The sequence below is a fragment of the Dactylosporangium sp. NPDC000521 genome, assembly GCF_042898305.1.
Classification (GTDB): domain Bacteria; phylum Actinomycetota; class Actinomycetes; order Mycobacteriales; family Micromonosporaceae; genus Dactylosporangium.
On record NZ_JBIAYW010000023.1, the window covers coordinates 120,590 to 143,920 of the forward strand.

At 72.0% G+C, this 23,331-nt stretch carries 30 protein-coding genes and 1 pseudogene; 13 read left to right on the forward strand and 18 right to left on the reverse strand.

What is annotated here, in order from left to right; translation table 11 throughout:
• The first annotated feature begins 127 nt into the window (after window positions 1-127).
• A complete protein-coding gene (locus ACFY3L_RS45025) occupies window positions 128-2,368 on the forward strand; it encodes an Hsp70 family protein (RefSeq protein WP_389339353.1) in 2,241 nt (746 codons plus the stop codon).
• Between the two features lie 65 nt (window positions 2,369-2,433).
• On the opposite strand, the gene ACFY3L_RS45030 is transcribed toward ACFY3L_RS45025, so the two are convergent.
• From ACFY3L_RS45030 to ACFY3L_RS45055, 6 genes are all read right to left on the reverse strand, one after another.
• The gene (locus ACFY3L_RS45030; protein ID WP_389339355.1) at window positions 2,434-2,907 is read right to left on the reverse strand and encodes a DUF4240 domain-containing protein; all 474 of its coding nucleotides are present in this window, start codon (window positions 2,905-2,907) and stop codon (window positions 2,434-2,436) included.
• 94 nt (window positions 2,908-3,001) lie between these two features.
• The gene (locus tag ACFY3L_RS45035) at window positions 3,002-3,343 is read right to left on the reverse strand and encodes a VOC family protein (protein WP_389339357.1); all 342 of its coding nucleotides are present in this window, start codon (window positions 3,341-3,343) and stop codon (window positions 3,002-3,004) included.
• A complete protein-coding gene (locus ACFY3L_RS45040; RefSeq protein ID WP_389339359.1) occupies window positions 3,340-3,630 on the reverse strand; it encodes an ArsR/SmtB family transcription factor in 291 nt (96 codons plus the stop codon). The genes ACFY3L_RS45035 and ACFY3L_RS45040 overlap by 4 nt, the downstream gene beginning before the upstream one ends.
• 92 nt (window positions 3,631-3,722) lie before the next feature.
• The gene (locus tag ACFY3L_RS45045) at window positions 3,723-4,607 is read right to left on the reverse strand and encodes a DUF1996 domain-containing protein (RefSeq protein ID WP_389339361.1); all 885 of its coding nucleotides are present in this window, start codon (window positions 4,605-4,607) and stop codon (window positions 3,723-3,725) included.
• A 109-nt stretch (window positions 4,608-4,716) separates the two neighbouring features.
• On the reverse strand, window positions 4,717-5,883 hold the full coding sequence (locus tag ACFY3L_RS45050) for a trans-sulfuration enzyme family protein (protein ID WP_389339363.1): 1,167 nt from the start codon (window positions 5,881-5,883) through the stop codon (window positions 4,717-4,719).
• Between the two features lie 82 nt (window positions 5,884-5,965).
• Complete coding sequence (locus tag ACFY3L_RS45055; protein WP_389339365.1) at window positions 5,966-6,412, reverse strand: hypothetical protein; 447 nt, start codon at window positions 6,410-6,412, stop codon at window positions 5,966-5,968.
• 108 nt (window positions 6,413-6,520) lie between these two features.
• On the opposite strand from ACFY3L_RS45055, the gene ACFY3L_RS45060 reads away from it, so the two are divergent.
• Together ACFY3L_RS45060 and ACFY3L_RS45065 are read left to right on the forward strand one after the other, a co-directional pair.
• Window positions 6,521-7,642 carry an acyltransferase gene (locus ACFY3L_RS45060; RefSeq protein WP_389339367.1) on the forward strand — a complete coding sequence of 374 codons (1,122 nt, stop codon included), beginning with the start codon at window positions 6,521-6,523 and terminating at the stop codon, window positions 7,640-7,642.
• Between the two features lie 36 nt (window positions 7,643-7,678).
• Window positions 7,679-8,287, forward strand: coding sequence for an NlpC/P60 family protein (locus ACFY3L_RS45065; RefSeq protein WP_389339369.1), 609 nt, complete (start codon window positions 7,679-7,681; stop codon window positions 8,285-8,287).
• 7 nt (window positions 8,288-8,294) lie between these two features.
• On the opposite strand, the gene ACFY3L_RS45070 is transcribed toward ACFY3L_RS45065, so the two are convergent.
• Entirely contained in the window at window positions 8,295-8,648 is a 354-nt protein-coding gene (locus tag ACFY3L_RS45070; protein WP_389339370.1) for a hypothetical protein, read from the reverse strand.
• Between the two features lie 100 nt (window positions 8,649-8,748).
• Window positions 8,749-9,126, reverse strand: a complete 378-nt coding sequence (locus tag ACFY3L_RS45075; protein WP_389339372.1) for a hypothetical protein — start codon at window positions 9,124-9,126, stop codon at window positions 8,749-8,751.
• Between the two features lie 151 nt (window positions 9,127-9,277).
• On the opposite strand from ACFY3L_RS45075, the gene ACFY3L_RS45080 reads away from it, so the two are divergent.
• Entirely contained in the window at window positions 9,278-9,559 is a 282-nt protein-coding gene (locus ACFY3L_RS45080; protein WP_389339374.1) for a DUF6959 family protein, read from the forward strand.
• On the opposite strand, the gene ACFY3L_RS45085 is transcribed toward ACFY3L_RS45080, so the two are convergent.
• A complete protein-coding gene (locus ACFY3L_RS45085; protein WP_389339376.1) occupies window positions 9,556-9,708 on the reverse strand; it encodes a hypothetical protein in 153 nt (50 codons plus the stop codon). The genes ACFY3L_RS45080 and ACFY3L_RS45085 overlap by 4 nt on opposite strands.
• Window positions 9,709-9,871: 163 nt before the next feature.
• Here ACFY3L_RS45085 and ACFY3L_RS45090 point away from each other — a divergent pair, with 163 nt between their 5' ends.
• Window positions 9,872-10,480, forward strand: a complete 609-nt coding sequence (locus ACFY3L_RS45090; RefSeq protein WP_389339378.1) for a DNA-binding response regulator — start codon at window positions 9,872-9,874, stop codon at window positions 10,478-10,480.
• Between the two features lie 4 nt (window positions 10,481-10,484).
• On the opposite strand, the gene ACFY3L_RS45095 is transcribed toward ACFY3L_RS45090, so the two are convergent.
• The 3 genes from ACFY3L_RS45095 to ACFY3L_RS45105 form a co-directional block, all read right to left on the reverse strand.
• Window positions 10,485-11,384, reverse strand: a complete 900-nt coding sequence (locus ACFY3L_RS45095; protein ID WP_389339380.1) for a hypothetical protein — start codon at window positions 11,382-11,384, stop codon at window positions 10,485-10,487.
• 26 nt (window positions 11,385-11,410) lie between these two features.
• Window positions 11,411-13,444, reverse strand: coding sequence for a TIR domain-containing protein (locus tag ACFY3L_RS45100; RefSeq protein ID WP_389339382.1), 2,034 nt, complete (start codon window positions 13,442-13,444; stop codon window positions 11,411-11,413).
• Between the two features lie 151 nt (window positions 13,445-13,595).
• The gene (locus ACFY3L_RS45105; protein ID WP_389339384.1) at window positions 13,596-14,015 is read right to left on the reverse strand and encodes a DUF1810 domain-containing protein; all 420 of its coding nucleotides are present in this window, start codon (window positions 14,013-14,015) and stop codon (window positions 13,596-13,598) included.
• 54 nt (window positions 14,016-14,069) lie between these two features.
• Between ACFY3L_RS45105 and ACFY3L_RS45110 the strand changes: the two genes are divergently transcribed.
• From ACFY3L_RS45110 to ACFY3L_RS45135, 6 genes are all read left to right on the forward strand, one after another.
• Window positions 14,070-14,621 carry a DUF6939 family protein gene (locus ACFY3L_RS45110; RefSeq protein WP_389339386.1) on the forward strand — a complete coding sequence of 184 codons (552 nt, stop codon included), beginning with the start codon at window positions 14,070-14,072 and terminating at the stop codon, window positions 14,619-14,621.
• Between the two features lie 575 nt (window positions 14,622-15,196).
• A complete protein-coding gene (locus ACFY3L_RS45115) occupies window positions 15,197-15,853 on the forward strand; it encodes an SIMPL domain-containing protein (RefSeq protein WP_389339388.1) in 657 nt (218 codons plus the stop codon).
• Between the two features lie 42 nt (window positions 15,854-15,895).
• Entirely contained in the window at window positions 15,896-16,195 is a 300-nt protein-coding gene (locus tag ACFY3L_RS45120; protein ID WP_389339390.1) for an ArsR/SmtB family transcription factor, read from the forward strand.
• A complete protein-coding gene (locus ACFY3L_RS45125) occupies window positions 16,192-16,584 on the forward strand; it encodes a VOC family protein (RefSeq protein WP_389339392.1) in 393 nt (130 codons plus the stop codon). Before ACFY3L_RS45120 ends, ACFY3L_RS45125 begins: the two co-directional genes overlap by 4 nt.
• 35 nt (window positions 16,585-16,619) lie before the next feature.
• On the forward strand, window positions 16,620-17,003 hold the full coding sequence (locus tag ACFY3L_RS45130) for a cupin domain-containing protein (protein WP_389339394.1): 384 nt from the start codon (window positions 16,620-16,622) through the stop codon (window positions 17,001-17,003).
• Window positions 17,000-17,332: a hypothetical protein gene (locus ACFY3L_RS45135; RefSeq protein WP_389339396.1), complete on the forward strand. Its 333-nt coding sequence runs from the start codon at window positions 17,000-17,002 to the stop codon at window positions 17,330-17,332. Before ACFY3L_RS45130 ends, ACFY3L_RS45135 begins: the two co-directional genes overlap by 4 nt.
• Window positions 17,333-17,342: 10 nt before the next feature.
• On the opposite strand, the gene ACFY3L_RS45140 is transcribed toward ACFY3L_RS45135, so the two are convergent.
• On the reverse strand, window positions 17,343-18,233 hold the full coding sequence (locus tag ACFY3L_RS45140) for a LysR family transcriptional regulator (RefSeq protein WP_389339398.1): 891 nt from the start codon (window positions 18,231-18,233) through the stop codon (window positions 17,343-17,345).
• Between the two features lie 66 nt (window positions 18,234-18,299).
• Here ACFY3L_RS45140 and ACFY3L_RS45145 point away from each other — a divergent pair, with 66 nt between their 5' ends.
• Window positions 18,300-19,301: a DMT family transporter gene (locus ACFY3L_RS45145; RefSeq protein WP_389339400.1), complete on the forward strand. Its 1,002-nt coding sequence runs from the start codon at window positions 18,300-18,302 to the stop codon at window positions 19,299-19,301.
• A gap of 30 nt (window positions 19,302-19,331) precedes the next feature.
• Here the strand turns inward: ACFY3L_RS45145 and ACFY3L_RS45150 are convergent.
• Window positions 19,332-20,369 (reverse strand): annotated as a pseudogene (locus tag ACFY3L_RS45150) (PQQ-binding-like beta-propeller repeat protein); the annotation flags it as partial.
• Between the two features lie 119 nt (window positions 20,370-20,488).
• Between ACFY3L_RS45150 and ACFY3L_RS45155 the strand changes: the two are divergent.
• The gene (locus tag ACFY3L_RS45155) at window positions 20,489-21,127 is read left to right on the forward strand and encodes a trimeric intracellular cation channel family protein (RefSeq protein ID WP_389339402.1); all 639 of its coding nucleotides are present in this window, start codon (window positions 20,489-20,491) and stop codon (window positions 21,125-21,127) included.
• Between the two features lie 240 nt (window positions 21,128-21,367).
• Here ACFY3L_RS45155 and ACFY3L_RS45160 read toward each other — a convergent pair whose 3' ends face one another.
• From ACFY3L_RS45160 to ACFY3L_RS45175, 4 genes are all read right to left on the reverse strand, one after another.
• Window positions 21,368-22,312 carry a hypothetical protein gene (locus tag ACFY3L_RS45160; protein WP_389339404.1) on the reverse strand — a complete coding sequence of 315 codons (945 nt, stop codon included), beginning with the start codon at window positions 22,310-22,312 and terminating at the stop codon, window positions 21,368-21,370.
• 57 nt (window positions 22,313-22,369) lie between these two features.
• Window positions 22,370-22,678, reverse strand: coding sequence for a metallophosphoesterase family protein (locus ACFY3L_RS45165; RefSeq protein WP_389339406.1), 309 nt, complete (start codon window positions 22,676-22,678; stop codon window positions 22,370-22,372).
• Between the two features lie 186 nt (window positions 22,679-22,864).
• Window positions 22,865-23,011, reverse strand: a complete 147-nt coding sequence (locus ACFY3L_RS45170) for a hypothetical protein (RefSeq protein WP_389339429.1) — start codon at window positions 23,009-23,011, stop codon at window positions 22,865-22,867.
• Between the two features lie 52 nt (window positions 23,012-23,063).
• A partial coding sequence (locus ACFY3L_RS45175) for a zinc ribbon domain-containing protein (RefSeq protein WP_389339408.1) occupies window positions 23,064-23,331 on the reverse strand: 268 nt, incomplete at its 5' end.

Genomic DNA, 23,331 nt, shown 5'->3' on the forward strand with positions numbered 1-23,331 from the left:
TGGGGACCCCTCGCGCAGTGGCCGGTGGGGGCAGTTCCGCGACGTCCAGTGGTCGTCCGTTCCGCAGCGTCCGGTGGAGGACAGTCCGGCAACCGGCGGGCGGGAGGACCGGTTAGGCTCGCCGACCGTGACAGGTTTCCGGCTCGGGGTCGACTTCGGCACGTCCACGACCATCGCGATGCTGCGGCGGCCCGATGGGCGGGTGCAGCCGTTGCTGTTCGACGGGTCGCCGTTGCTGTCGTCCGCGGTGCTGCTCGGGCCGGACGGGAGGCTGCACACGGGCCGGGACGCCGCGCACCTGGCGCGCAGTGCGCCGGAGCGGCTGGAGCCCAACCCGAAGCGGCGCGTCGACGACACCAGTGTGCTGCTCGGCGACGCGGAGGTCGGCGTCCGGGACCTCGTGGCGGCGGTGCTGCAGCGGGTCGCGACGGAGGCCGCCAGGGTCGCCGGGCCGGTCCCGGCCGTCACGCTGACGCACCCCGCCAACTGGGGCGCCGGCCGGCGCGCGGTGCTGGTCGACGCGGCGCGGCAGGTGGGGTTCGCCGACGTGGACCTCGTGGGTGAGCCGGTCGCGGCGGCGACCTACCTGGCCGCGACCCGTGGCGGTGAGCTTCCCGTCGGGGCCTGTGTCGTGGTGTATGACCTGGGCGCCGGCACCTGCGACGTCACCGTCCTGCGGCGGGCGCCGCACGGCTTCGAGCCGGTCGCGTCCGACGGGCTCAACGACGTCGGCGGGCTCGACGTGGACGCCACGGTCGTCGCGTTCCTGGAGGCCACGTACGGCACGCTGTGGACCGACGCGGCCGGCCGCCGGCAGCTGTGGGACGACGTGCGTTCGGCGAAGGAGATGCTGTCGCGGGCCAGCGGCACGGTCGTCATGGTGCCCGCGCTCCGCAAGGAGGTGCCGCTCGGCCGCGAGCAGCTGGAGGGGCTCGCCCGGCCGGTGCTGCGCCAGACGGTCGCGATGACCAGGTCGCTGCTGACCGAGGCGGCCGTGCCGGCGTCGGCGATCGCGGGGCTGTTCCTCGTCGGCGGGTCGAGCAGGATCCCGCTCGTGGCGACCATGCTGCACGAGTCGATCGGGATCGCGCCGATCGTCGCCGAGCAGCCGGAGCTCGTCGTCGCCGAAGGTGCCCTGCACGCGACGGGCGCCCCGACCGGCGCGGCTCCGGTGTCCGGCATGCCCGCGACGCCGGACCGCCAGCAACCGTTCCAGCCCTCAGGAACGCAGCGCTCAGGTGCGCAGCCCACGGGCTCGCCGGCGCACGGGTTCCCGGGAGCGGCACCCGCCTCACCCGCACCGGTCGCGTTCCAGCCCGGGCAGCAGATCACCGGCGCCCCGGTCTCCGGCACCCCGTTCTCGGCGGCGCCGTTCCCAGGAGGCCCGGCGACGGCGCCGTTCCCAGGAGTCCCCACCTCGGGTCCGCCCACGACGGCGCCGTTCCCGGGGCGCCCCACCTCGGCACCGCCGACGACGGGGATCTACGACACCGGCGCGTACACGGGCGGGATGCCAGCCGCCGCGTTCCCCGACTCCACCGTCGCCGGCGGCATGCGACCGGCGCCGATGCCGGTGTCCGCCAGCCCGTACGCGTCCGCGCCCACGTCCGCGACGCCCGGTGGGCCGCCGTCGGCGATGCCCGGCCCGCTGCCGGCGGCGCCCGGGTGGCAGCCGCCGGGGCAGCGGCCGAACACCGGCAGCCGCGGCGGGATCGCGGCGGGCATCGTGATGGCGCTCGTCCTGGTGCTGCTCCTCGGCGGCGGCGTGGTCGCGTACGTGCTGGTCAAGGGCGGCGACAAGGGCGGCCGCGGCACGCCGGGCAGCACCTCGACGGGCGGGCAGGCGGGCGGGCCCGGCAAGTACCAGCTGACGAAGCTGCCCCAGAACATCTGCCCCACCCTGGACCTCGGGCCGATCACCAGCCAGTACGAGGAAGCCATCGGCGACGCGACACCGTCGCGCAACCTGAACACGTACGCCGGGACCGCCTCCTGCACGGTGAGCCGGATGCACAAGTCGGGCAGCACGGTGACGACGGCGTCGGTGATGTCGATGCCGACCGTCTACAAGGACCTGGCCTCCGGCTCCACGGTCGCCAAACAGCTGCGGGACTCCGCCGCGCTCAACGGCACCGTCACCGACGTCCCGGGCGTGGGGGAGCAGGCGTTCACCTACGCCGATCTGCAGCAGGCGGCCGCGCCGACGTTCACGCTCGTCGGCGTCGACTCGAACCTGGTCTGCACCATCACGCTGGTGGTCAGCACGGGCGGCAAGGCCCTCACCGACGCACAGGTCCGCGACCTGCAGAGCCGCCTGATCCAGGTGGCGAAGGGCTCGTTCCCGAAGCTGGTGGCGACGATATCGTAGTACTGGTCTGCCTGATCGACGCCACCCTCGTCACAGCCGAGCACCGTCGGCCATGACGGCTGGTGCTACCGCCAGCCCTCCTCGTTCGAGGCTGTCTCGAAGTCGTACGGCTCGACATGATCCCATTCGAGGCCGGTCCTGCGCTCGTAGGCGTTCGGAGCCACCTCCAGCAACGCGTCAGCGTGACCACCCAGGCTGACCGCGAACGGCAGAAACGCCGCGCTGTCGGCGAGGACAGCCGCATAGACCTCCGGACCGGCAACGATCACCCCGCAACGCGCGTACAGGAATCCGTCGTCACCCAGCGGCTCAGGGCTCACCATCGCCAGATCCCTCCGGTCGATCGTGAACAGCAGCTCGGCGAGCTTGTCGGCGAAGGCGAGCACGTCGTCCTCGCCCCGTGCCGCCAGGCTCGTCGTCAGGCGCTCGTAGGGACCGTCGTCACACCCGGGACCGCCCCCCAGTATCGCGATGAGGTCCCAGAACTCCGCGTCAGTCATCGTTTCGTCCCCGTCCGCGACGTTGATGTGCTTCCTCATTCCAGATCGGGGCATGGCGCCGACGCCGACACCAAGTCCGCCTCGGCCCCTACCGACGACACGGCCACCCACTCACCTGACTGCCGTCGCAGTATCAGGCCCGGTCCTGGATGAGCGTCACCGGGTTGCCGGACGGGTCGGTGACCTGTGCCTTGACGACCCAGCCGTTGTCGGTCGGCGGCATCGTCACCGCGCCGCCGAGCGCGACGGCCCGCGCGACCGCCGCGTCGAGGTCGGGCACGGCCACGCCGACGGTGACCGAGGGCGTCTCGCCGTCGACGAGCGCGCCGCGCAGGCCGCCCTCGCCGGTGCTGACCTGCGCGTAGCCGGGCCCGCGCGGGGTGACCTGCCAGCCGAAGAGGTCGGCGTAGAAGCGGTGCTGCGCGCTCTCGGGCGCGGCGCCGTGGATGTCGAAGTGGACGATCGGGCTGGTCATGGTTGCTCCTCGAGCGCGACAACTGGGAAGTCGCGCAGCCAGGCGGCGAGGTCCGCCACACGGGCGCGGTCGGTGCTGTACCACCGGAACGTGCCCTCCTTGTGCAGCGTCACCAGGCCGCACTTGCGCAGCACCTTGAGATGCTCCGACACGCTGGCCGCGGCGAGTCCCGACGCGGTCGTGAGCGCGCCCGCCGACTGCCGCTCGTGCCAGCAGTGCCGCAGGATCTCCCGCCGCGCCGGATGGGAGAACGCCCGCAGCAACTCGTCGGCGTCGTCCTCCGTCACGACCGAACTATTTCGCCTCAACCCGAAATAGTCAAGCGACCGGGTGCCGCCAGATGGGGCCCGGAGGCCGGTCGCGCCTCCGGGCCGTCTCATCAGGGCTTCTTCGGGTCCTCCCCGTAGCCGTTGCACTGGCGGCCGCCGTTGATGCAGTAGCTCACCAGGTACGCCTGCCGTGCCGCGTCCCACCCGTTCATGAAGTCGTAGTGGAACGTGTAGCTCGCCCCCGACGAGTACGCCAGGTTCGACGTGTTGCCGCCGGGCAGCTTGTACGGCAGCTTGATCTCCAGCATCGGCAGCGGCACCGGGTGCGAGGCCGGGCACACCCCGCTGACCGGCCACGCCATGTGTGACTTGTGGTCGGCGGTGTCGAGGTGTACGCCGTCCCAGCAGCTCGGCGCGGTCATGCGGACGACGAGCGACGAGCCCGAGGGGCAGGACGCCGGGATCTCGTTGCCCTTGTACCCCGGGCACTGCCAGTTGCCGGTGAAGTGCGCCGCGTCCGGGGTGCGGGCGTCGCCGACGAGGAGCTTGAAGCCCGCCGGGAAGGGTTTGACCGTGCGGTAGTCCTTGACGTCGGACTTGTAGTACACGGTCGGCTGGTCGGGCAGCACGGGGTAGCCGTTCTGCAGCAGGGTCGGGAACCAGTAACCGGACGCGTCCTTCTGGTCCTCGCAGGAGGTGGCGCCGCCGACCAGCGACGCCGGGGTCGAGTTGGCGTTCGTGGCGGGATTGCCGATGAACGAGTGGTTGTGGGAGGCGCCGGCGAGCCCCGGGAACACGATGGGGTCGTCGCCGAGCCGGTGGGTGACGGTGCAGTTGGCGTGCATCTCGTGGTACTGGGCGCGCGGCGGGTCGTCCGCCGCGGCCGCGGTGCCGAGCCCTCCGGCGATGGCGAGGACCGTCGCCGCGACGGCGACGGCAAGGACACGCCGCGCCGGCCTTCGCAGGGCACGGGGCAGCCTGGACCTGATGCTCATGGCAACTCCTTGGCGGTGGAATCGAGCATCTCCAATGGGGATGAAACCCGACGCTAGCAGCGCGTTCTTCGCGCCGACAACCGTTTGCCACCGCTTGCCAGATCGATCATCAGTCCACTGTGGACAGCGCAGCGGCGAGGTCGGCGACGATGTCCTCGGGCTCCTCGAGGCCGACCGACAGCCGCAGCATCGTCGCGTCGACGCCCGACGCGGCGAGCTCCTCGGGGCTCTGGTGCGCGAACACGAGCGACGCCGGGTGCGTGATCAGGGTCTCGGGGCCGCCGAGGCTGACCGCGTTGCGGCACAGCCTGGTCGCGCGGAGCACCCGTACCGCCGCATCCGCGTCCGCCACGGTGAAGGCGAGCATGCCGCCGTGCCCGCGCATCTGCCGGACCGCGAGGTCGTGCTGCGGATGGCTCGGCAGCCCGGGGTGGTGCACGGCCCGCACCGCCGGATGGCCGGCCAGGAACCGCGCGACCGCCAGCCCGTTGGCGTTGTGCCGGGCCATCCGCAGCGGGAACGTCTTGAGCCCCCGGGCGAGCAGCCACGCCTCGAACGGGTGGCAGACCGGGCCCAGGACCCGCGCGGTCTCCCACGCCTTCGCGACGAGGGCGGCCGAGCCGGTCACGACGCCGGCGGTGACGTCGCTGTGCCCGTTGAGGTACTTCGTGGCCGACTGCACGACCAGATCGACCCCGAAGTCGAGGGGCCGGGTGTTGTACGGCGTGGCGAAGGTGTTGTCGGCGATGATGATCGCGTCGGGAGCGGCCGCCCGCACGGCGCGCAGGTCGGTCAGGGTCATCGTCGGGTTGCTGGGCGTCTCGACGTAGACGACCCGGGTCTCCTTGCCGGCCGCTGCGGCGAGCTCTTCCTGCGGCACCAGCCGCACCTGCCGGCCGAACGCGGGCAGCATCTCCTGCAGCAGCGTCAGCGTGCCGGTGTAGTGGCTCTTCTGGGCCAGGATCTCGCCGGGGGTGCCGGCCACAGTGGACAGCAGGGCCGCGCTGACGGCCGCCATGCCGCTGCCGACGAGCAGGGCCGCCTCGGCGCCGTCGAGGTCGGCGAGCATCGCCTCGGCCTCGCGGGCGTTGGGCGAGCCATACCTGGTGTAGTAGCCACTGGGCGCCACCGCCGCGGCGATCCCGGCGGCCTCGTCGGTGCGGGGCAGCTCGTAGGTGCTGGTCTGGTGGATCGGCGTGACCAGCGGCACCCCGCCCGCCTGCGGTACGACGTGCGGGTGCAGCAACCTGGTCATGCTCGCGTGCGCGTTGTCCATGCCCTCAGCCTGGCACGGGCGTCAGGGGGCATGACCTCGGGCTTCGCGGGTCGGCTTCCCGGCCTTTCGCCTCGGGTCCCGGTCAGCCGTGGACCCTCCACGGCTCGGCGCGCAGGCCGCCCCGCTTGTTGATGCCGTCCTTGATGCGGTTGGCGAGGTCGCCGGAGATGCCGGGCGCGAGATAGGCCGGGATCTCCACGGCGTCGGCGGTGTACGCGTCGCCCTCGCCGTTGTACTCGACGCGCAGCGCGACCGGCCCGCCGTCGGTCTCCAGCACGACGAACACGGTGCCGTCGGGGTCGCCGCCCGGCGGGGTGCGCCGGCCGAGCATCATGCAGGAGGTGACCGCGCCGAACGGCGTGCTCTGCCCGGTCGTGCCGGCCGGGCCGCCGGTCAGCAGCTCACACGTGCCGGGCTGGTGCGCCGCGAGCGCGTCGGACCGGCCGGGGAAGTCGGTCGCGAGCAGATACCCGGTCACCACGACGACCACGCCGACGACCCCGCCGAGCCACCACCAGAGACGATTCATGCCCACCTTGGTACCGGACGCCGTCCAGCGATGTAGTACCGGGGTGGTACTGCGATGCAGTCCCGCAGCGTGACGACGGTGCGGGTGCGCCGGTCGTAGCGTCGCCGCATGGCTTTGCTCACCCTCGCGCGGCGCTTGGATGACCGGACCCCGCCGACCCGTGACCGTGCGGTCGACGGGCTGCGCGCCCTCGCGATCGGCGGGGTCGTGCTCGGCCACTGGATGGTGACGGCGCTGGTCACCGACGATGGCGTGGTGCGCGGCGCCAGCCCGCTGCGGTTCATGCCGGCGCTGGCACCCGTGTCCTGGCTGTTCCAGACCCTCGCCGTGTTCTTCCTCGTCGGCGGGTACACCGCCGGCCGGCCGCGGACGCTGCCCTACCGCCGGTGGCTCGCGGCGCGGCTGGCCCGCCTGCTGCGGCCGGTGCCACCGCTGCTCGGCGTGTGGGCGGTCGTCGTGGCGGCGCTGCTGGCCACCGACGCCGCCGACCGGACCGTGCACACGCTGGTCAAACTGGTCCTGTCACCGCTGTGGTTCCTGCTGGTCTTCGCCGCGCTGACCGCCGTCGCGCCGCTGGTGTCGCGGCTGCACTGGCAGTGGCCGCTGAGCGTGGTGATCGCCGTGGACGTGCTGCGCTTCGGGCCGCTCGGGCCCGCGTGGCTCGGCTGGGCCAACCTGGCCGCGGGGTGGCTGGTGCCGTTCTGCCTCGGCACGGCCTGGTCCCGCGGCGCGCTCGACGTGCGGCGGACCGGCTGGACGCTGCTGGTCGGCGGCGCCGCGGCGACGGCGGCGCTGATCCGATGGTTCGGCTACCCCGCGTCGATGGTCGGAGTGCCCGGCGAGGGCCTGTCGAACCTCAACCCGCCGACCCTGGCCGCGGTCACGTTCGGTCTCGCGCAGTGCGGGCTGGCGTTGCTGCTGCTCGAACCGCTCCGGGCGGTGCTGCGCCGGCCGGTCGCGTGGGCCTGCGTGGCACTGCTGAACCTGTCGGCGATGACCGTGTTCCTGTGGCACCAGACGGCGATGATCGCGGTGTCGCTGCTGGTCGACGGTACGCGTCCCGGCCTGCACACGGTGCCCGACACGCCGGGGTGGATGGTGGCGCGGGTCCTGTGGCTGCCGGCGTTCGCGGTGGTCCTCGCGGTGTGCTGGGCGGTGTTCCACCGCTTCGAACGCGGGCGGCCGTCCCTGAAGCCCTCACCGCACGCTGATGCGAATATTCGGATATGAGCGAAATTTCCGAGCATTGCTCGCTATGTTCCCTGCATGGTTGCACCCTGGCTCAAGGCATCAGCCGTCCTCACCGCGGCCGTAGCTGCCCTCGCCCCGGCGGCGGTCGCGCACGCGGCGCCTGCTCCCGCTCAACCCGTGGCGCAGACGGTGGTCGTACAGGCTGGAGACACGCTGTGGGGGTTGGCGCGGCGCAACGGGACCACCGTCGCCGACCTGCAGCGGCTCAACAACCTCGGCACCTCGACCCTGATCCGGATCGGTCAGACCCTGACGATCACCGGCAACACCCGGGCCGCCCGCGCCGCCACCGCGATCGCCTACGCCAAGGCGCAGGTCGGCAAGCCGTACAAGTTCGCGACCGCGGGACCTGAGACCTTCGACTGCTCCGGGCTGGTCATGCGCGCCTGGCAGGCCGCCGGTGTGCAGCTGCCGCGCATCACGTACGACCAGATCAAAGTCGGACAGCGGGTGACCCGGGAAGCCCTCGAACCGGGCGACCTCGTCTTCACCAACAACGGCGGCCACGTGATGCTGTACATCGGCGACGACCAGGTCGTGAACGCCGGCCACACGGGCGTGTCCGTGCACCTGCAGGCGCTGCCGCGCACGGAGAACGTGGTGGCGTTCGTCCGGCTGCCGTAGCCACCCGCTACTTTGCGGTCTTCTCGTCGAGGTACTGGAGGAGGTCGTGCGCGGCCAGCTCGACCTCCTTGTGCCGCCACTCCGACGCCCGGTACACGCAGGCGATCAGCCCGGTGCGGTGCAGCCGCCGCAGGTCGCCGTAGGCGAACGCGTAGCGCGCCTTCGTCTCGTCGCCGGGGCCGACGGTCAGCCCGAGGTGCCACCGCGCGTACTCGTCCCACGTGTGCTTCTCGAGGAACGCATTGTCGTCGGCCGCCTTGGGCTGTGCCGCGCCCCAGTCGCTGTCCAGCACGTACTGCCGCGAGTCGATCAGCTTCCGCGCGTACGCCACCGCGTCCTGGTTGACCTCATACTGCGCCATGGGTCAGCGATACCCGCCGGCCACGCGTCCTAAGCGCGGACATGGCGAAGGCCGGTCACCGTGGTGGTGGCCGGCCTCACGCCAGGGGTTTCGCTCGTGGTTACGCCGAGGTGGTGCTGATCTGGGTCGCGGAGGCGAAGGCGCTGTCCAGGCGGGCCTGCAGGGCCTCGAGCTCGTGGAACTCGCTCGAGGACGCCGTCTCGGAGCCCTCGGCGGCGAAGACGTGGTCGGTCTCGGCGGCGGAGTGGTCGTAGGAGGTGAAGTCCGACTCCTCGTACTGCACGCCGGTCGTCGGGTCGCTGTAGGAGACGTGGTGGCCCTGGTCGAAGCTGGTGCTCTCGGCCGAGGCGTGGTCCTGCTCGTACACGCCGAACTGCGAGTCGTAGGTGTTCTCGCTGGCGTCGACCTGGTGCAGCTGGTCGAGGGACTCGTGGTTCTCGCCGGCCTCGAAGGTGCCGTAGTCGCCGTACTCGCTCATCGTGTGCTCCCTGGAAAGTCCGTGTGCTGTTGGAATCGAAGGTAGGCAACCCCGCGCACGGACGAATCCCGGAAACGTGCCACCGCTTCCACCCTGCTCCCAACCCGCGTCGACCGTCGAGGAACGCTTCCGACGGCCGTACCATCGGGAGGTGGCGCGGGTCGAGGTCGAGATGATGACGGGTCAGCACAACTACGCCGTGTTACGACTGCCCGGCCGCCGCCACCCCGGCGTCCTGGTCCAGGGTGACTCGCTGTCCGTCCTCACCTGCGAGGTCCAGCGCGCCCTGGACCTGCTGCGCTCCGGCGACACCGCCGCCGCGGAGGAGGAGCTGGCCTTCGCCGCGAGCCACCTCACCGCCATCCTCGACGGCTACGTCCGCGTCCTCGACGCCGCCGGCGCGCCGCTGCCCTTCGAACGCCCCGCCGGCTAGGTGCCCTTTTTCTTCTTCTTTTTCCGGATCGGTCGCCCGTATTCGTCGCGTTCCCATGGATCGTCTTCAGGCGGCGGCCAGTTGTTGTTCGGGTCGACGTCCCAGATCCGGTCGTCCGGTGGACGGCCGTCGTCATCGTCGTGAACCACGATGCCTCCCCGCATCACGCTGAGGAATCTCGCGGTGACCGTACGGTGCTGGGCGCGCGCAGATCCATGACGTCTTGCGGCGGTGCCTGCCACGAAACTCAGTTCGGCTCCGGTTAGGTGGAGCCGGTGGACTGGGCCGAAGCGGGAAGGTGGGTGACCGTACGTGCGGCGTATCGCGGTCGTCGATCCACTGCCGGTGTTCCGGGTCGGGATGGCCGCTGTGCTCGCAGACGAGTACACGGTCGACACGCCGGACGACGTCCTCAGCTGGGTGGTGGCTGTGGACCGGCCGCTGGTGATGCTGACCGTGCGGTCCGCACAGAGCTGGGCCACCTTGACCGCGCTGGCGGAGCTGCCCGCCGTGCTCGTGGTCGCGCTCCTCGACGAGCTGACCGTTGCCGCCGCCGTCCGGGCCGCCGCGCTGGGGGCCGTCGGGGTGTTGGACCGGGCCGCGCCTGGGCCGCACATCAGGCGTGCGGTGCACGCCGCGTTCGACGGCGCCGCGATCCTTCCTCAACCGGTCCTGGCGGCCCTCGCCGCCGAACTCGCACCAGGGCTGGACGCGTCGTCGTGGGAGCCGCCGTCGGACATGCAGTTGCGCTGGCTGCGCGAGCTGGCCGCGGGCAGCACGGTCGCTCACATCGCCGCCGACGCGGGCTACTCCGAACGAGCGATGTTCCGGCTCCTCCAGAGTCTGTACGCGCAGCTGGGTGTTCGGAGCCGGACAGAGGCGCTGATGAAGGCGCAGCAGCGCGGCTGGCTCAGGACGTAGCCGCTCAGTCGTCGACGGGGGCGGTGCCGACCGCCCGTTCGACTGCCTCGTCGAACACGCCGGCAGCGCCGCAGCGCTCCAGGTCGCGCAGCAGACCTCGGAGGCGGCGGATCGGACCGACCGCGGTCACGGTGATGGCGCGGGCCTGGTCGAACGCCTCATACGCGGTGTCGAGCGGGACGCCATCGGACAGGTGCAGGCCGCAGACCGCGAAGCCTTCCATGTCGAACGCGGAGAAGTCCCTTCGGTCCGTCTGGTGCCGCCGGAACGACTCCTCGCGGAGCTGGCCGAACGTCGCCGCTGCGTCCCACGTAGCGCCATCGCGCAACTGCAGGTAGCCGTGCAGCGCGAGCGCGATCAGCGCGTGCCGTCTGTTCCGGAATCGCTCCATGCGGACGATCATGTCGGCGGCCGCCTTCCGATGGCCGCCGGCCGCGTACGCGAACGCGAGGGTCGTCCGCGCCTTCCGGAGTGCGGTCGGATCACCCAAATGCGTGGCGCGGCGGTCGACCGAGCCGGCGAGGTCGATCGCCGCGCCGATCTCACCAGTGCTGAGCAGCAGGTCGGCGACTGCGTCGTCATGGTCGCAAGCCAGGACGGGTTCCGCTTCCGCGCGGATGAGCGGACCGCAGTCGTCGAGGTATCGGCGGGCCACGCGATGGTCACCGAGGTCCAAGTGCCGACGGCCGAGCCGGATCAGCAGTGCCGCCCTTCTCGCCGGGTTGCCGTCACCGACCGGCCCGAGCGCTTGCAGGAGCCGCTCGATGCTCCGGGGGATGTCACCGTGGTGGCGGTCGCAGTCGGATAGCCCGATCAACGGCGTCACAGTCTCGGCCGGCAGGCGGTGCCGCTCAGCGAGCGCCAGCGCGTCGGTGTAGTACTCCTCGGCACGGGGCATGTTCATGTCATCGCAGTGCACGCCGGCGAGGCTCACCAGAATCCGCTTCTCGTACGCAGCCTGACGGAGCCTACGGGCCAGGTCGAGCGCCTCGGTGTACGCGGCTCGGGCGGGCTCCAGCTTCCCCCGCGACCAGCTCGGGCGGGCTCCAGCTTCCCCCGCGACCAGTACGAGTAGCCGATCCCGTCGAGGTTGAGCGTGCGCCGCTTGTCGTCGGCGAGATCGTCCTGCAGCTGTTCCCGTTGCCATGTGAGCAGCGAGCTGAATCCCCACCGATGCAGGTAGTCGTGATCGATCATGGAGATCAGGTCGAACGCCGCTGCGTGCTCGTCGGCCCTGCGCAGCAGGTCGATCTCATAGCGGTGGATCGTCAGGTCGGCGACTGTGGCGACGGGCTCGGGGCGCTGCGTTGCCAGGTGGCGCGCCGCGGCACGGTACAACGCCCGGCGGCTCGGGCCGTCCGCGGCGTCGGGTGGGAGCCCGCTCAGGATGTACCGGTCGTCCGGCGGTGGCGCGAAATACCGCTTGTCCCAGGTCTGCCGAAGAATCTTCAGGTCCACCAGCTGTTTGAGTGTGCTGTGCACGAACCGCTCGCCGATGTCGAGGACAGCCGCGACGTACGCCACCGGCACCGGAAAACCGAACGCCGCCACGACCTCGGCCGCCCGCCGGCGGTCGTCGTCCATGCCTTTGACCAGCCGCTCGATCAGCCGGCGGCGGACATGTTCGGGGCTGCCACTGGGCAGGCGCCGCTGCAGGACGGGGAGTTCGAGTTCGTGCCGGGTGTTCATGAAGATGGCGTAGATCAGCTCTCCGGCGCGCGGTGAGCCGCCGGTGAGGGTGTGGAGTTCGGCGAACTGCTCCGGCTCCGCGTCGCCGAACCAGACCTGTTGCTGGTCGAACCCCTGCAGGAAGCGCTTGAACGGCTCGGGGCCGAGACCCTTGATCACCGGCAGCGACGAGGCGTCCAGCGGCCAGCTGTTGCGCTCGGTCGGATCCGGGCGGATGCGGCTGATGAGGAGGACCTTGACCGGCTGCGGCAACCTGCTCCTGCCGCCGCCGAGGAGCTGCAGCGCGTCGTCGAGGTCGTCATCCATGATCTGGTGCGTCCGCGGGTCGAGCAGGTGCTCCGCACCGTCGATGACCAGGATCACCGGTTGGGTCGCCGGCTTCTCGAACAGGATCCGGAGCTTGACCATGACCGGGTCCATCGGCCGGTACTGCGATGCGTCGTCCACCGACGGCAGCCGCCGCTCCAGGGAGCTGATGAAGTCGCCAGCCCCGAAGGCTCGCGACGGGTACACCTCGTGCCGGATGATCTGCGCTTCCCCCTGCAACCGGTCGAGCACCTTGTCGATCAGTCTCGTCTTGCCGACGCCGTCCTCCCCGAGCGCGAGGATCACGTCACTGCCGCCGGACCGTAACAGGGCGAGCAGCTGCTCCCGCTCCTTCTCCCGGTTCTGGAAGCCGTCGGCGTCCGCCGGTGTCCCTGCTGCTGTGCCGCCGAGCAGTCGGTTGGTCAGTGAGTCTTGGGTGAGCACCTTGCGGGTCTCGGCGAGCCGTGCCTCAAGGGTGGCGATGTTGCGTTCGTTCTCCGCCTGATCGACGTCCGGCCGGCGGCGCCGGTCCTTGAACCGCATCAGCACGTGCTCCAGCAGCGGCACCCGTCCTTCCGGAGTCTCCAGGTGCGCCAGCCGTTCGGAGATCCGGCGCAGGAGAGTGTCCCGGTCACCGTCGAACGGGATGTCGGAGTACTGCGACAAGATGTCGTGCTCGAGCAGGCCGGAATGGAGCCGGACCGGAAAGATCAGCAGGCCGTGCTTGAACGCGGTTCTCAGTTCTTCGGCGCAGTAAGGCGCATTGGTCGAAGTGTCGGACCAGAGGAAGAACAGGATGTCGCAGTCCTTGAGCAGCGAGTGGATGACCGGGTGAAATGGGACGCCGTTGGAGATCGAGTGTTCGTCGCGCACCACGTCCAACCCGGTGGCGGCAGGGAGTCGCTCGTCGAGCCAGACCGCGAGATCCCGATCGGGATCAGTGTGGGCGTAGGAGATGAAGGCGCGCATGAACCGCCCCCTTCGGACCGGTGACGACACAGCGACCCTGGCAGGCCTGGTGTGGCAGGGTCAAGACGTCGTTTGTCAGGTTCCCGCCAGGTGGCACATGGACTGTCGTCGATCTGACCGAAGGGGCTGCCCTGCTCGACATCTGCCCGACTCAGACCCGGCGGATCGTCTCCGCGTCGGGGGCGCCGTCGAAGAAGCGGTCGAGGACCCGGGCGAAGACGTTCTCCTCCGGCGCGGCCAGCTGGAACAGCGTCATGGACGAGCGCAGCTTCATCGCGTCGACGTCGCCGAGTACCTGCCGCGCGGTCGCCTCCGCGTTGCCGAGCATCGCCTCGGCGCACTCGTGCAGGCGCGGGCCGAGGACCGGGTGCTGCAGGTACGCGCGGGCCTCGTCCAGCGACGAGATCGCGTAGCGCTTCGCCGTGAAGCTCGACCCGAGCCCCGCCACCTGCGGGAACACGAACCACATCCAGTGGCTGCGCTTGCGCCCCCGCCGCAGCTCGTCGATCGCGTCGTCGTAGGTGTCCTCCTGCGCGGCCACGAACCTGGCCAGGTCGTACGGATCATCCATCCCAGAATTGTCATACCCGGCGGGCATGATGCGTGTGACGGGGAGGGGTGTTTCATGACGGTGCATGTGGCGAGCAGGCGGCGCAGTGCGGCCTCGCTGGCGGCGGCGTTCCCTGGAGCGACGGTGCTGGACGTGACGTCGCGCGGGCCGCAGCCGTGGGTGCGGCTCAGCCCCTTCTATCCGCACGGTGGCATCCCGGTGCCGTTCAGCCCGGGGACGGACGGGGCGTCGGTCGAGGGCATCTGGCAGGCGCTGAAGGTGTTCGACACCGCCGACGTCGACCCGGCGATGCTCACGGCGACGGGCATGACCGGGCTGAAGCGGACGGTCCGCCGGTTCGGGCGGGTCCACGGGCACCGGCGCGGCCTGACGGGTGACACGCTGCTGGACTACGAGACGGCCCGCCGCCAGATCTACCTGCCGGCGTATCGCTGGGTGCTGGAGCACCGGGCGGCCGGGCAGGTGGAGGAGCTGCGGCGGCTCGCTGACGCCGGCGACCTAGTGCTGCTCGACTACACGACCAACGGCGACGTGGCGGACCTGTCGACGCCGCTGTCCCACGCGGCCCTCATCCGCCGCCAGTTACTGGACGACTGGCCCGGCTGACGGGTGGCGGCCCGCGGCTGCGCGATTCGGCCGCGGGGCCCTGGGCGCCCTGGTGGTTCGCTCCGCGGGGCGATGATTGCCCGGCGTTGCCCACGATGTGCGGCGGGGTTCCCAGCTCGGCGGCGGCAGCGGGTCGCGGATGGGTGGGGAGCGGTTCGCGTCGGGTGAGGCGCGCGGGCCGACCGGAATACCGCGTATCAGGCGACGCCGGCCAGACGGGGCAGTGCTTGTTCGCGGCTCGTTCGCGGCTCGTTCACTCGGGGGCTGCCGAGTTCGCCGACGCCACCGCCGTGATCCGAGGACGGTTCTGGTCGTGCTGGCAGCCGGATCCGTCCTTCGATCTGTCGTGTGGGCGAGTGGTGCGGTGTGTGGGGGGCCGGAGCCGGCTCAGTGGACGACCGTGGCGTGCTGCCGTGTTCGTCGTCATCGCACTCGCCCTGAAATCGACAGCAGTCACGCTCATGGACCCGACCACGAGCTGTTGTGATCCCGAACTGTTCCGGTAGCTGTGGCTGCCGGAATCGCACGGGATCATGGGAGCTGGTGCGCGGCGGGGTGGCGGCTAGGCTCGCGGGATGACGGTGGTTGCGGTGCGTGGTGAAGCGGTGCGTGAGGTCGATCCTGAGCTGGCCGAGTTCACGGTCACGGTGGTCGCGCGGGACAAGGATCGGCAGGCGACCCTGACGCGGCTGCGGGAGCGGGCCGAGGCGCTGCGGGGGCTGTTCGACCGGTATGGCGACGGGATCGAGCGGCGGGAGACCAGTGGGCTGCACGTACATCCGGAGATGGGCAAGAAGGGTGAGCGTGTCACCGCCTACTCCGGCAGCGTGTCGACCACGGTGGTGGTGAAGGACTTCGCGGCGCTGGGGGAGATGCTGCTGACCGTCGCGAATCAGGATCAGACGCACGTGCACGGGCCGGTGTGGTCGCTGCGGCAGGACAGCCCGGTGTTCAAGGAGGTGCGGCGGGACGCGGTCGCCGATGCGATCGTCCGGGGCAAGGAGTACGCCGACGCGCTCGGGGCACAGGTGGTCGACCTCATCGAGCTGTCCGACCCGGGGCTGAGCCGCGGCTCGGAGTCGTTCGCGCAGTTCCAGCAGTACGACGCCGGGTCGATGAAGCGGGCGGCGTACGGCGGCGGACCGGCGCCGCTCGAGCTGGATCCGCAGCGGCAGCGGGTGCGGGCGGAGGTCGAGGCGCGGTTCACGGTCACGACGCCGACACGGCTGTGAGGCTTGATATGCAAGCAGCTACTTGCCTATCATGAGTGGGTCATGAGCGAGATGAGTGGCGACGTCTTCAAGGCGCTCGCCGACCCGACCCGCCGCGCGATCGTCGACGAGCTGACCGACCGCGACGGGCAGACACTGTTCGAGCTCTGCGGCCGCCTCACCATGAAGCACCACATCAGCTCGTCGCGCCAGGCGATCTCCCAGCATCTGGAGCTCCTGGAGGCGGCCGGGCTGGTCGTGGCGCGCCGGGAGGGGCGGTACAAGTACCACCACCTCGACACGCGTCCGCTGCGGGCCATCGTCGAGCGGTGGCTGATCCCAAGGGAGCCGAAGGAAGCATGATCATCAACCTGGCGAGCGTGTTCGTCGACGACCAGGCCAAGGCGCTGAAGTTCTACACCGAGGTGCTCGGCTTCGTGAAGAAGCACGACGTCCCGATGGGGGAGTTCAGCTGGCTGACGGTGGTGTCGCCGGAGCGCCCCGACGGCACCGAGCTGCTCCTCGAGCCGGCGAACCACCCTGCCGTCGCCCCGTTCCGGGCGGCGCTCAACGAGGACGGCATCCCGTTCACGTCGTTCGCCGTCGAGGACGTGCACAAGGAGTACGAGCGGCTGCGCGCCCTCGGCGTCGTCTTCACCCAGGAGCCGACGGAGATGGGCCCGGTCACCGTCGCCACGTTCGACGACACGTGCGGCAACCTGATCCAGATCTCGGCCCAGCAGGCGCAGTAAGGAACGTACAAGACAGGGCGAGGACCATGGGAGGCATGGAGCCCGTGAACCTCACCGATGCCCTCGCCTCCTTCGACGACGTCTACAGTCCGCGGATCGTCGCCCGGGTCAACGACTACGACGTGCGGATCGCGCACACCCTCGGCGAGCACGTCTGGCACGTGCACGAGCACACGGACGAGTTCTTCCTGGTGCTCGACGGGCAGTTCGACGTCGCCGTGCGCGACGAGCGCGGTGAGCGGGTCGTGCGGCTGCGCAAGGGCGACACGTTCGTCGTGCCGCGCGGCGTCGAGCACCGCCCGTCGTCCCCGGGCGGCGCGATCCTCATGTTCGAGCCGACCGGCACCGTCACCACCGGCGACCGGCACGACGGCACGGTCCCCGGCCACGTGGACAGCACCACCGGCCACGCGCTGTGATCGAGCGCGCCCGCGAGGCCTATGGCTGGACCGGCGACATCCAACTGTCCGCCGGTCCACGCGGCGCGCTCGGCCAGATCTGGCGCGTCGAGACCACCGGTGGCACGTCCGCGCTGAAGGAGCTGTTCCGGAGCCCGCCCACCCGGGACGCCCTCGACGCGGAGCTGGAGTTCTCCGCGTTGGCGTCGGCGGCAGGCGTACGACTACCGCGCAGCCACCCCGACCGCGACGGCCGGCACCTGCACGAAACGCCCGGCGGCACCTGGCTGCGGCTCTACGACTGGCTCGACCTGAGCCAGCTGCAGGCCGTCCTCAGCGGGCTGCGGTAGCCGGCGGGCCTCAGCGGGCCACGGTGGTGGTGAGCAGGTCGAGGAGGACGGCGAGAGGCGGCCAGGCGCGGCGGCCGAGGCGGGTCACGGCGAACGCGCGCATCGTCACGTCGGGGTCGCGGAGCGGCACCAGCGCGACCCCGGGCATCGCGGGCTGGTCGGCGGGCAGGAGGCCGATGCCGAGGCCGGCGACGATCAGGTCCTGGAGCAGGTCGAGGCTGTCGGCGCGGTGGGTGATCAGCGGGGTGTGGCCGGCCATCGACGCGACGGTGCGGACCACGTCCTCGTCGGCGGTGTTGCGCGAGTTGACGAGCCAGTGGGTGCCCTCGAAGTGCCGGAACACCTCCAGCGCGCCGCCGTGGACCGCGGCGCCGGCGGGCACGCCGAGGCTCCACTCGGTGGTCCACAGGGCGGTGGCCTCGACCGTGTCGGGGAGCGGGGCCGGGGCGAGGTTGTAGTCGTACGTGAGGCCGAGGTCGACCCGGTCGCCGGCGAGCAGCTGCAGCACCTCGGCCGGCTCGTGCTCGTGGATGAGGACGCGCAGCGCGGGGTGCCGCGACGGCAGGGTCGCGACGATCGGCAGCAGGGAGCGGCGGATCGCGGTGGCGAAGCCCGCGACGCGGACCGTGCCGGCGGGCTCGGCGGACGGGTCCAGGTCCAGCCGGGCGGCCTCGACGGCGGCGAGGATCGTCACCGCGTGGCGGGCCAGCCGGCGGCCCGCGGGGGTGAGGCGGACCCGCCGGCCGTCCGGCTCGATCAGGGCGGTGCCCGCCTCCCGGGCGAGGACCGCGAGCTGCTGCGACACCGTCGACGTGGTGGTGCCGAGCTCGTCGGCGACCTCCCGCATCGAGCCGAGCCGGGACAGCTCCGCGAGCAGCAGCAGCCGGTCATTGTTCAGCATTTCCGAACGGTACATCAACGAATCTCACGTGGACGTGGACGATCCGGATGCCGTCTACTTCGCGGTATGTTCGCCGCGATCGCTTCCATGGTCTGCATCCAGATCGGGCTGGCCGCCTCGGTCGGCCTGTTCGACAGCGTCGGCCCGTCGGGCGCCGTCTGCCTGCGCCTCGTCTGCGCCGGGCTGCTCCTGCTCGCGCTGGTGCGCCCGCGACGGCGGGACTTCACCCGCGCCAGCATCCTGGCGACCGTGGCCCTGGGCGTCGTCACCGCGTGCCTGATGCTGTCGTTCATGGCGGCCGTCGCGCGGCTGCCGCTCGCCACCGCCAGCGCCCTGGAGTTCCTCGGCCCTCTCGGCGTGGCGGCGGTCCGTGGCCGGCGCGCCACGCTGGTGTGGCCGGTCCTCGCCGGCGCCGGCGTCGTGCTGCTGACGGAGCCGTGGCACGGCGGCACCGACCCGGCCGGCGTCGCGTTCGCCCTCGCGGCCGCCGGGTGCTGGGCCGGCTACATCCTGCTGACCCAGCACGTCGGCGACCACGTCAGCGGCTACGCGGGCCTCGCCGTCTCCACCGCCGTCGCCGGTCTGGTCACCACCGCCGTCGCCGGCCCGGCGGTCGTCGCGGGCCTCTCCTGGCCCGTGCTCGCCGCGGGGCTCGGACTGGCCGTCCTGCTGAGCGTCGTGCCGTTCAGCCTGGAGATGTACGCGCTGCGCAAGCTCACCGCCGGCGCCTTCGGCACGCTGATGAGCCTCGAGCCGGCGATCGCGCTCCTGGCCGGTGCGTTGCTGCTGCACCAGGCGCCCGGCCACCTGGCGGTGCTCGGCGTCGCGCTGGTGGTCACCGCCGGGGTCGGCGCGACCCGCACCGGCGCCCGCGCGGCGGGCCCACAAGACGCCGGGGACCGGCGAGACGCCGCGGACGCCCGGGGGGACGCCCCGCCGGCCTCACGGGCCGTAGGCACGCAGGGTGCCGCCGTCGGTGGTGTAGACCCGGCCGCCGGACACGACGACGTGCTGGGTCGCGCCGCCGAGCCGTGCGGCGCCGGGCACGTCTGCGCCGGTGACCGGTGACAGGATCGCGACGGGTCCGCCGGTGGTGACGTACAGCAGACCGCCCGCCCGCACGGGGCCCTGCGCCGCGCCGGGCAGGCTCCGCGACCAGAGCTTCGCGCCCCGCCCGGCCAGGAACGCCGTGATGCCGCCGCCGCTCGCCGCGTAGACCCGCCGCCCGTCCGTCGCGACCGAGTCGACCTCCACGGACTGCTTCCACGCCACGCCGCCGGAGCCCGCCCGGATCGCGGCGAGGCCGTGCATGTCGCCCTGTGCGACCGGGTCGGGGACGGCGAGGAACCGGTCCGCGGTCGCCGCGAGGGGCTTCCACCGCACCTTCGACCGCCACAGCACCGCCCCCGCGGCCACAGTCACCGCGGTTGTGCCCTTCGCGTCGTGCAGGAGCACCCGCCCGGCCGACGAGACGGGGCCGGCGAGCACGGCACCGGTGCGGTCCCACCGCTTGCGGCCGCTGCGGAGGTCGTACGCGATGACGGTGTCCTCGTTGGTCACCGTGGCCCATCCGGACGTGAGGACGGTGCCGGCGTCGACGACGAGCGCGTTGACCGGCGGCTCCTGCGTCAGCTTCCACCGGCGCGCCCCGGTCGCGGCGTCGAGCGCGACCACGTGCCCGTCTGGGTCGCTGTTGGCGTAGCACGACGTCCCGGTGGCGAGGAGCATGCCGCCGGCGACGACGAGCTGCCGGAAGTCGAGGCCGTCGAACAGCTTCGGCTCCCGCCACACCCGCTTGCCGGTCGCCGCGTCGAGCGCCGTGACGCCCTCGCCGTCCAGCACGTACACCCGCCCGCCGGCCACGAGCGGCGGCGGCAGCGCGGGCGCGCACCCTTCGGCGCCGGCGGCCGGCCGCACCGACCAGCGCTGCTTGAGCCTGCCGACGCTGCCGGCGTTCACGGCCTGCTCGGCGGGGTTGTAGCCGCTGTTCCCAGCGTCGAAGCCGGCGTGCGTCCAGGCCCCCGGGTCGGCGGTGCCGGCGTGTACCGGGTCGACGGTGCCGGCGTGGGCCGGTGCGGCGGTGAGCGCGACGGCGGTGAGTGCGGACGCCACGGCCCGCCAGACGTTCAGTTGCATGACTCTTCCCTCGGTCGGCACCGGGGGGCGGTCGACTGGTTGTGACTTTACGCGAACGAAAGCGAAATGTCGGAAAAGTCGTAGTCTGGGCGGATCTGGTGTCGGCGACACTGGTGGACATGTCGGCCGTGATCACCGCCCTGGAACTCGCCGGACTGTACGTGTTCGCGACCTCCGGTGCGCTCATGGCGATCCACAAGGGGTTCGACGTCGTCGGCATCGTGATCCTGGCGCTGCTCACCGCGCTCGGCGGCGGCATCCTCCGCGACGTGATCATCGGCGACACGCCGCCGCCCGCGTTCGCGAACATCACCTACCTCGGCATCCCCCTCGCCGCCGCGGCCGTCACGTTCTTCATCCACCCGCTCGCCCAGCGCCTGGCGTTCACGGTCCTCGTCTTCGACGCCGCCGGGCTGGGCCTGTTCTGCGTCACCGGCACGCTGAAGGCGCTCGCACACGGCCTGGGCCCGATCCAGGCGGTCCTGCTGGGCATCCTGACGGCCGTCGGCGGTGGCGTGCTGCGCGACATCACGGCCCGCGAGACGCCCACGCTCGTCAAGGCCGACACCCACCTGTACGCGATCCCCGCCGCCGCGGGAGCCGCCGCGGTCGCCGTCGCCCACGAGGCGGGCCTGCCCATGCCGGCCGTCGCGGCGGGTGCGGCCGTGTTCGTCTTCGCCTTCCGGCTCGCCGCGATGCTCCGCCGGTGGACCGCCCCCCGAGCCTGGCAACGCCGCCCCAAGACCGGACCGAAATGAGGCGCCGCCGCACTGGACGTGGCGGTAGCGCCGCTCGGGACGGCCGGCCGGGTCACGGCCGCGCCGTCCGGAGGTTCGCCATCCGGCGCCGGTCCAGGCCGTCACCGCCGATCACCGCGGCACGACCCGTCACGCCCGCGCGGGACCCGCCCTGCACTGGGCCTGGTGGTGCAGCCGGCCCCGCTGCTCGTCGAGGCGGCCCAGCAGCCGGCGGACGGTGACCAGGCCTGAGCGAGAACGTCAGGCGACCGTCAGCGGCACGGGGAGCTCGCCGCCGCCGCTGAGCTGGGCGGCGAGGGTGCGCGCCTCGGGTGCGGTGAAGGTGCCGGTGATCTGGACGTCGCCGGGGATGACGCCGGCCATCTGAGGTGCGGAGACGACCGTGTTGTCCAGGACGATGGCGAGGCGCCCCCGCGCGTCGTACAGCTGCTTCGACAGGTTGGTGAACTTGGCCTGCGCGTCGGGGCGGAACGCCGCGATCACGACCCACCTGCCCTGCTCGGAACGGGTCGCCTCGGCCGAGGCGATGTCGGTGCCGGTGATGGTGGCCGGGTCCAGCAGCAGCTTCGTGGGACCCTCGCAGGCCACGACGGGCTCACCGGCCACGTCGGCGGGGCGGGCGGTGAGCTGCTCGCAGCGGATCTCGGGGATGAGCAGCCGCATGCGGGCCGGGAGGGTCGCGACGTCCTCCGGCGGCAGCGAGGCGAAGGCCGCTCGCACCGGCGCCGGCAACGCCTGCGCCTCCTGCTCGGTGGTGACCGCGGCCGCCGCCGTGTAGGCGTCGCCGAGGGTGGCGGCGACCGCCGGGGTCGACGTCGGCGCGGGCAGGGAGGAGGTGGCGGCGCCGGACCCGTCGGCGGCCGCGGCGACCCGCCGCAGGTGCAGCCGGCCCGGCGCGGTCAGTGCCTTCAGCTCCGCGGCGGTGGCGCCGCGGGCGGTCAGCACGAGCCTGCGGTCGCCGTCGCGGGTCACCGACGGGTCGTGCAGCTTGGCGGCCTTCATCCGGGCCAGCAGCATCGCCCGGGTCACCTCGAGGTCGCCGTCCGCGGTGGCGGTCGCGGTCACGCTCACGGGCGCCCCGCCGCCGACCTTCGACAGCACCAGCACGATCCCCGCGACGGCGAGGACGACGACCACCGCCGCCACCGCGACCAGCACGACCACCTGCCGACCCCGCAACGCCATGCCGACACTGTAGAACGCCGATCAAACGACGGTCCTCCATCGGTGGTCGTCGCGGATTTACGCGGCGCGCCCGCCCGGCTCGAACCGGTTGCCGGACCAGCGCCGGGTCGAGACGGTCAGCCGGTCGCCGGTGGCCTCGATCAGGTTGAAGCTGTTCGGCTCGCCCTTGAGCCGGTCGGAGAACGCGGTGCCCGACTGCGCGACGACGAGGCCGTCGAAGAGGCCGCTGTACGCGAGGTGTATGTGCCCGCCGAGCAGCAGGTCCGCCCGCTGCCGCAGCTGCCGCAGTGCCGGGCCGGACCGTCCGACCAGCCCCCGGCTGCGCCCGGCGTCGGTCAGCAGGAACGGGTGGTGCGCGACGAGCACCCGCAGGTCGCCGCCGGGCGCCTCGTCGAACGCGGCGGCGACGGCGGCGATCTGCCGGGCGTCGAGCCGCCCGCGCGACCAGTCGTGGTGCGGTCCCCACCGGCGCGCGGTGGTGACCCCGGCCGCGGTGACGCCGCCGCCGGCCCAGATGACCAGGCGGTCCGGTTCGGTGCCGAGGTGATGGCGCTACGACCGCCACGGCCGGGTGAAGCGCGTCCACGCCCGCCAGCCGGGCAGGTCGTGGTTGCCGGGGACGACGACCGCCGGGGCGGGCAGCTCGTCGAGGAACGCGCGGACCGCCCGGAACTCTTCATCGCTCGCCGTCTGGGTCAGGTCGCCGCACCGCGACGCGCTCCACGGGGCGGATCGTACGAACCGTTACCTTTCAGTGCGCTGTAGTGAGCGCACGATCGATAGTCCTGCCTTGCGGCGGGACGGTCCCGGTCTGACCAGCGGGTGCCGTGCCGGGTTGACGCTTCACGGCCACCTGCCCGCGTACGCGGGTCTTCTGGTCGGCTCCACGTCCAGCCACCGGGCCACTCCCGGCGGTGTCGAACGCGGCCGCGAGTGCGGCCAGGTTGAGCGCGGCGTTGCGGTCCCGATCGACGACCAGACCGCACGCCTCGCATTCGTATTCACGCTCGTGCAGGGCC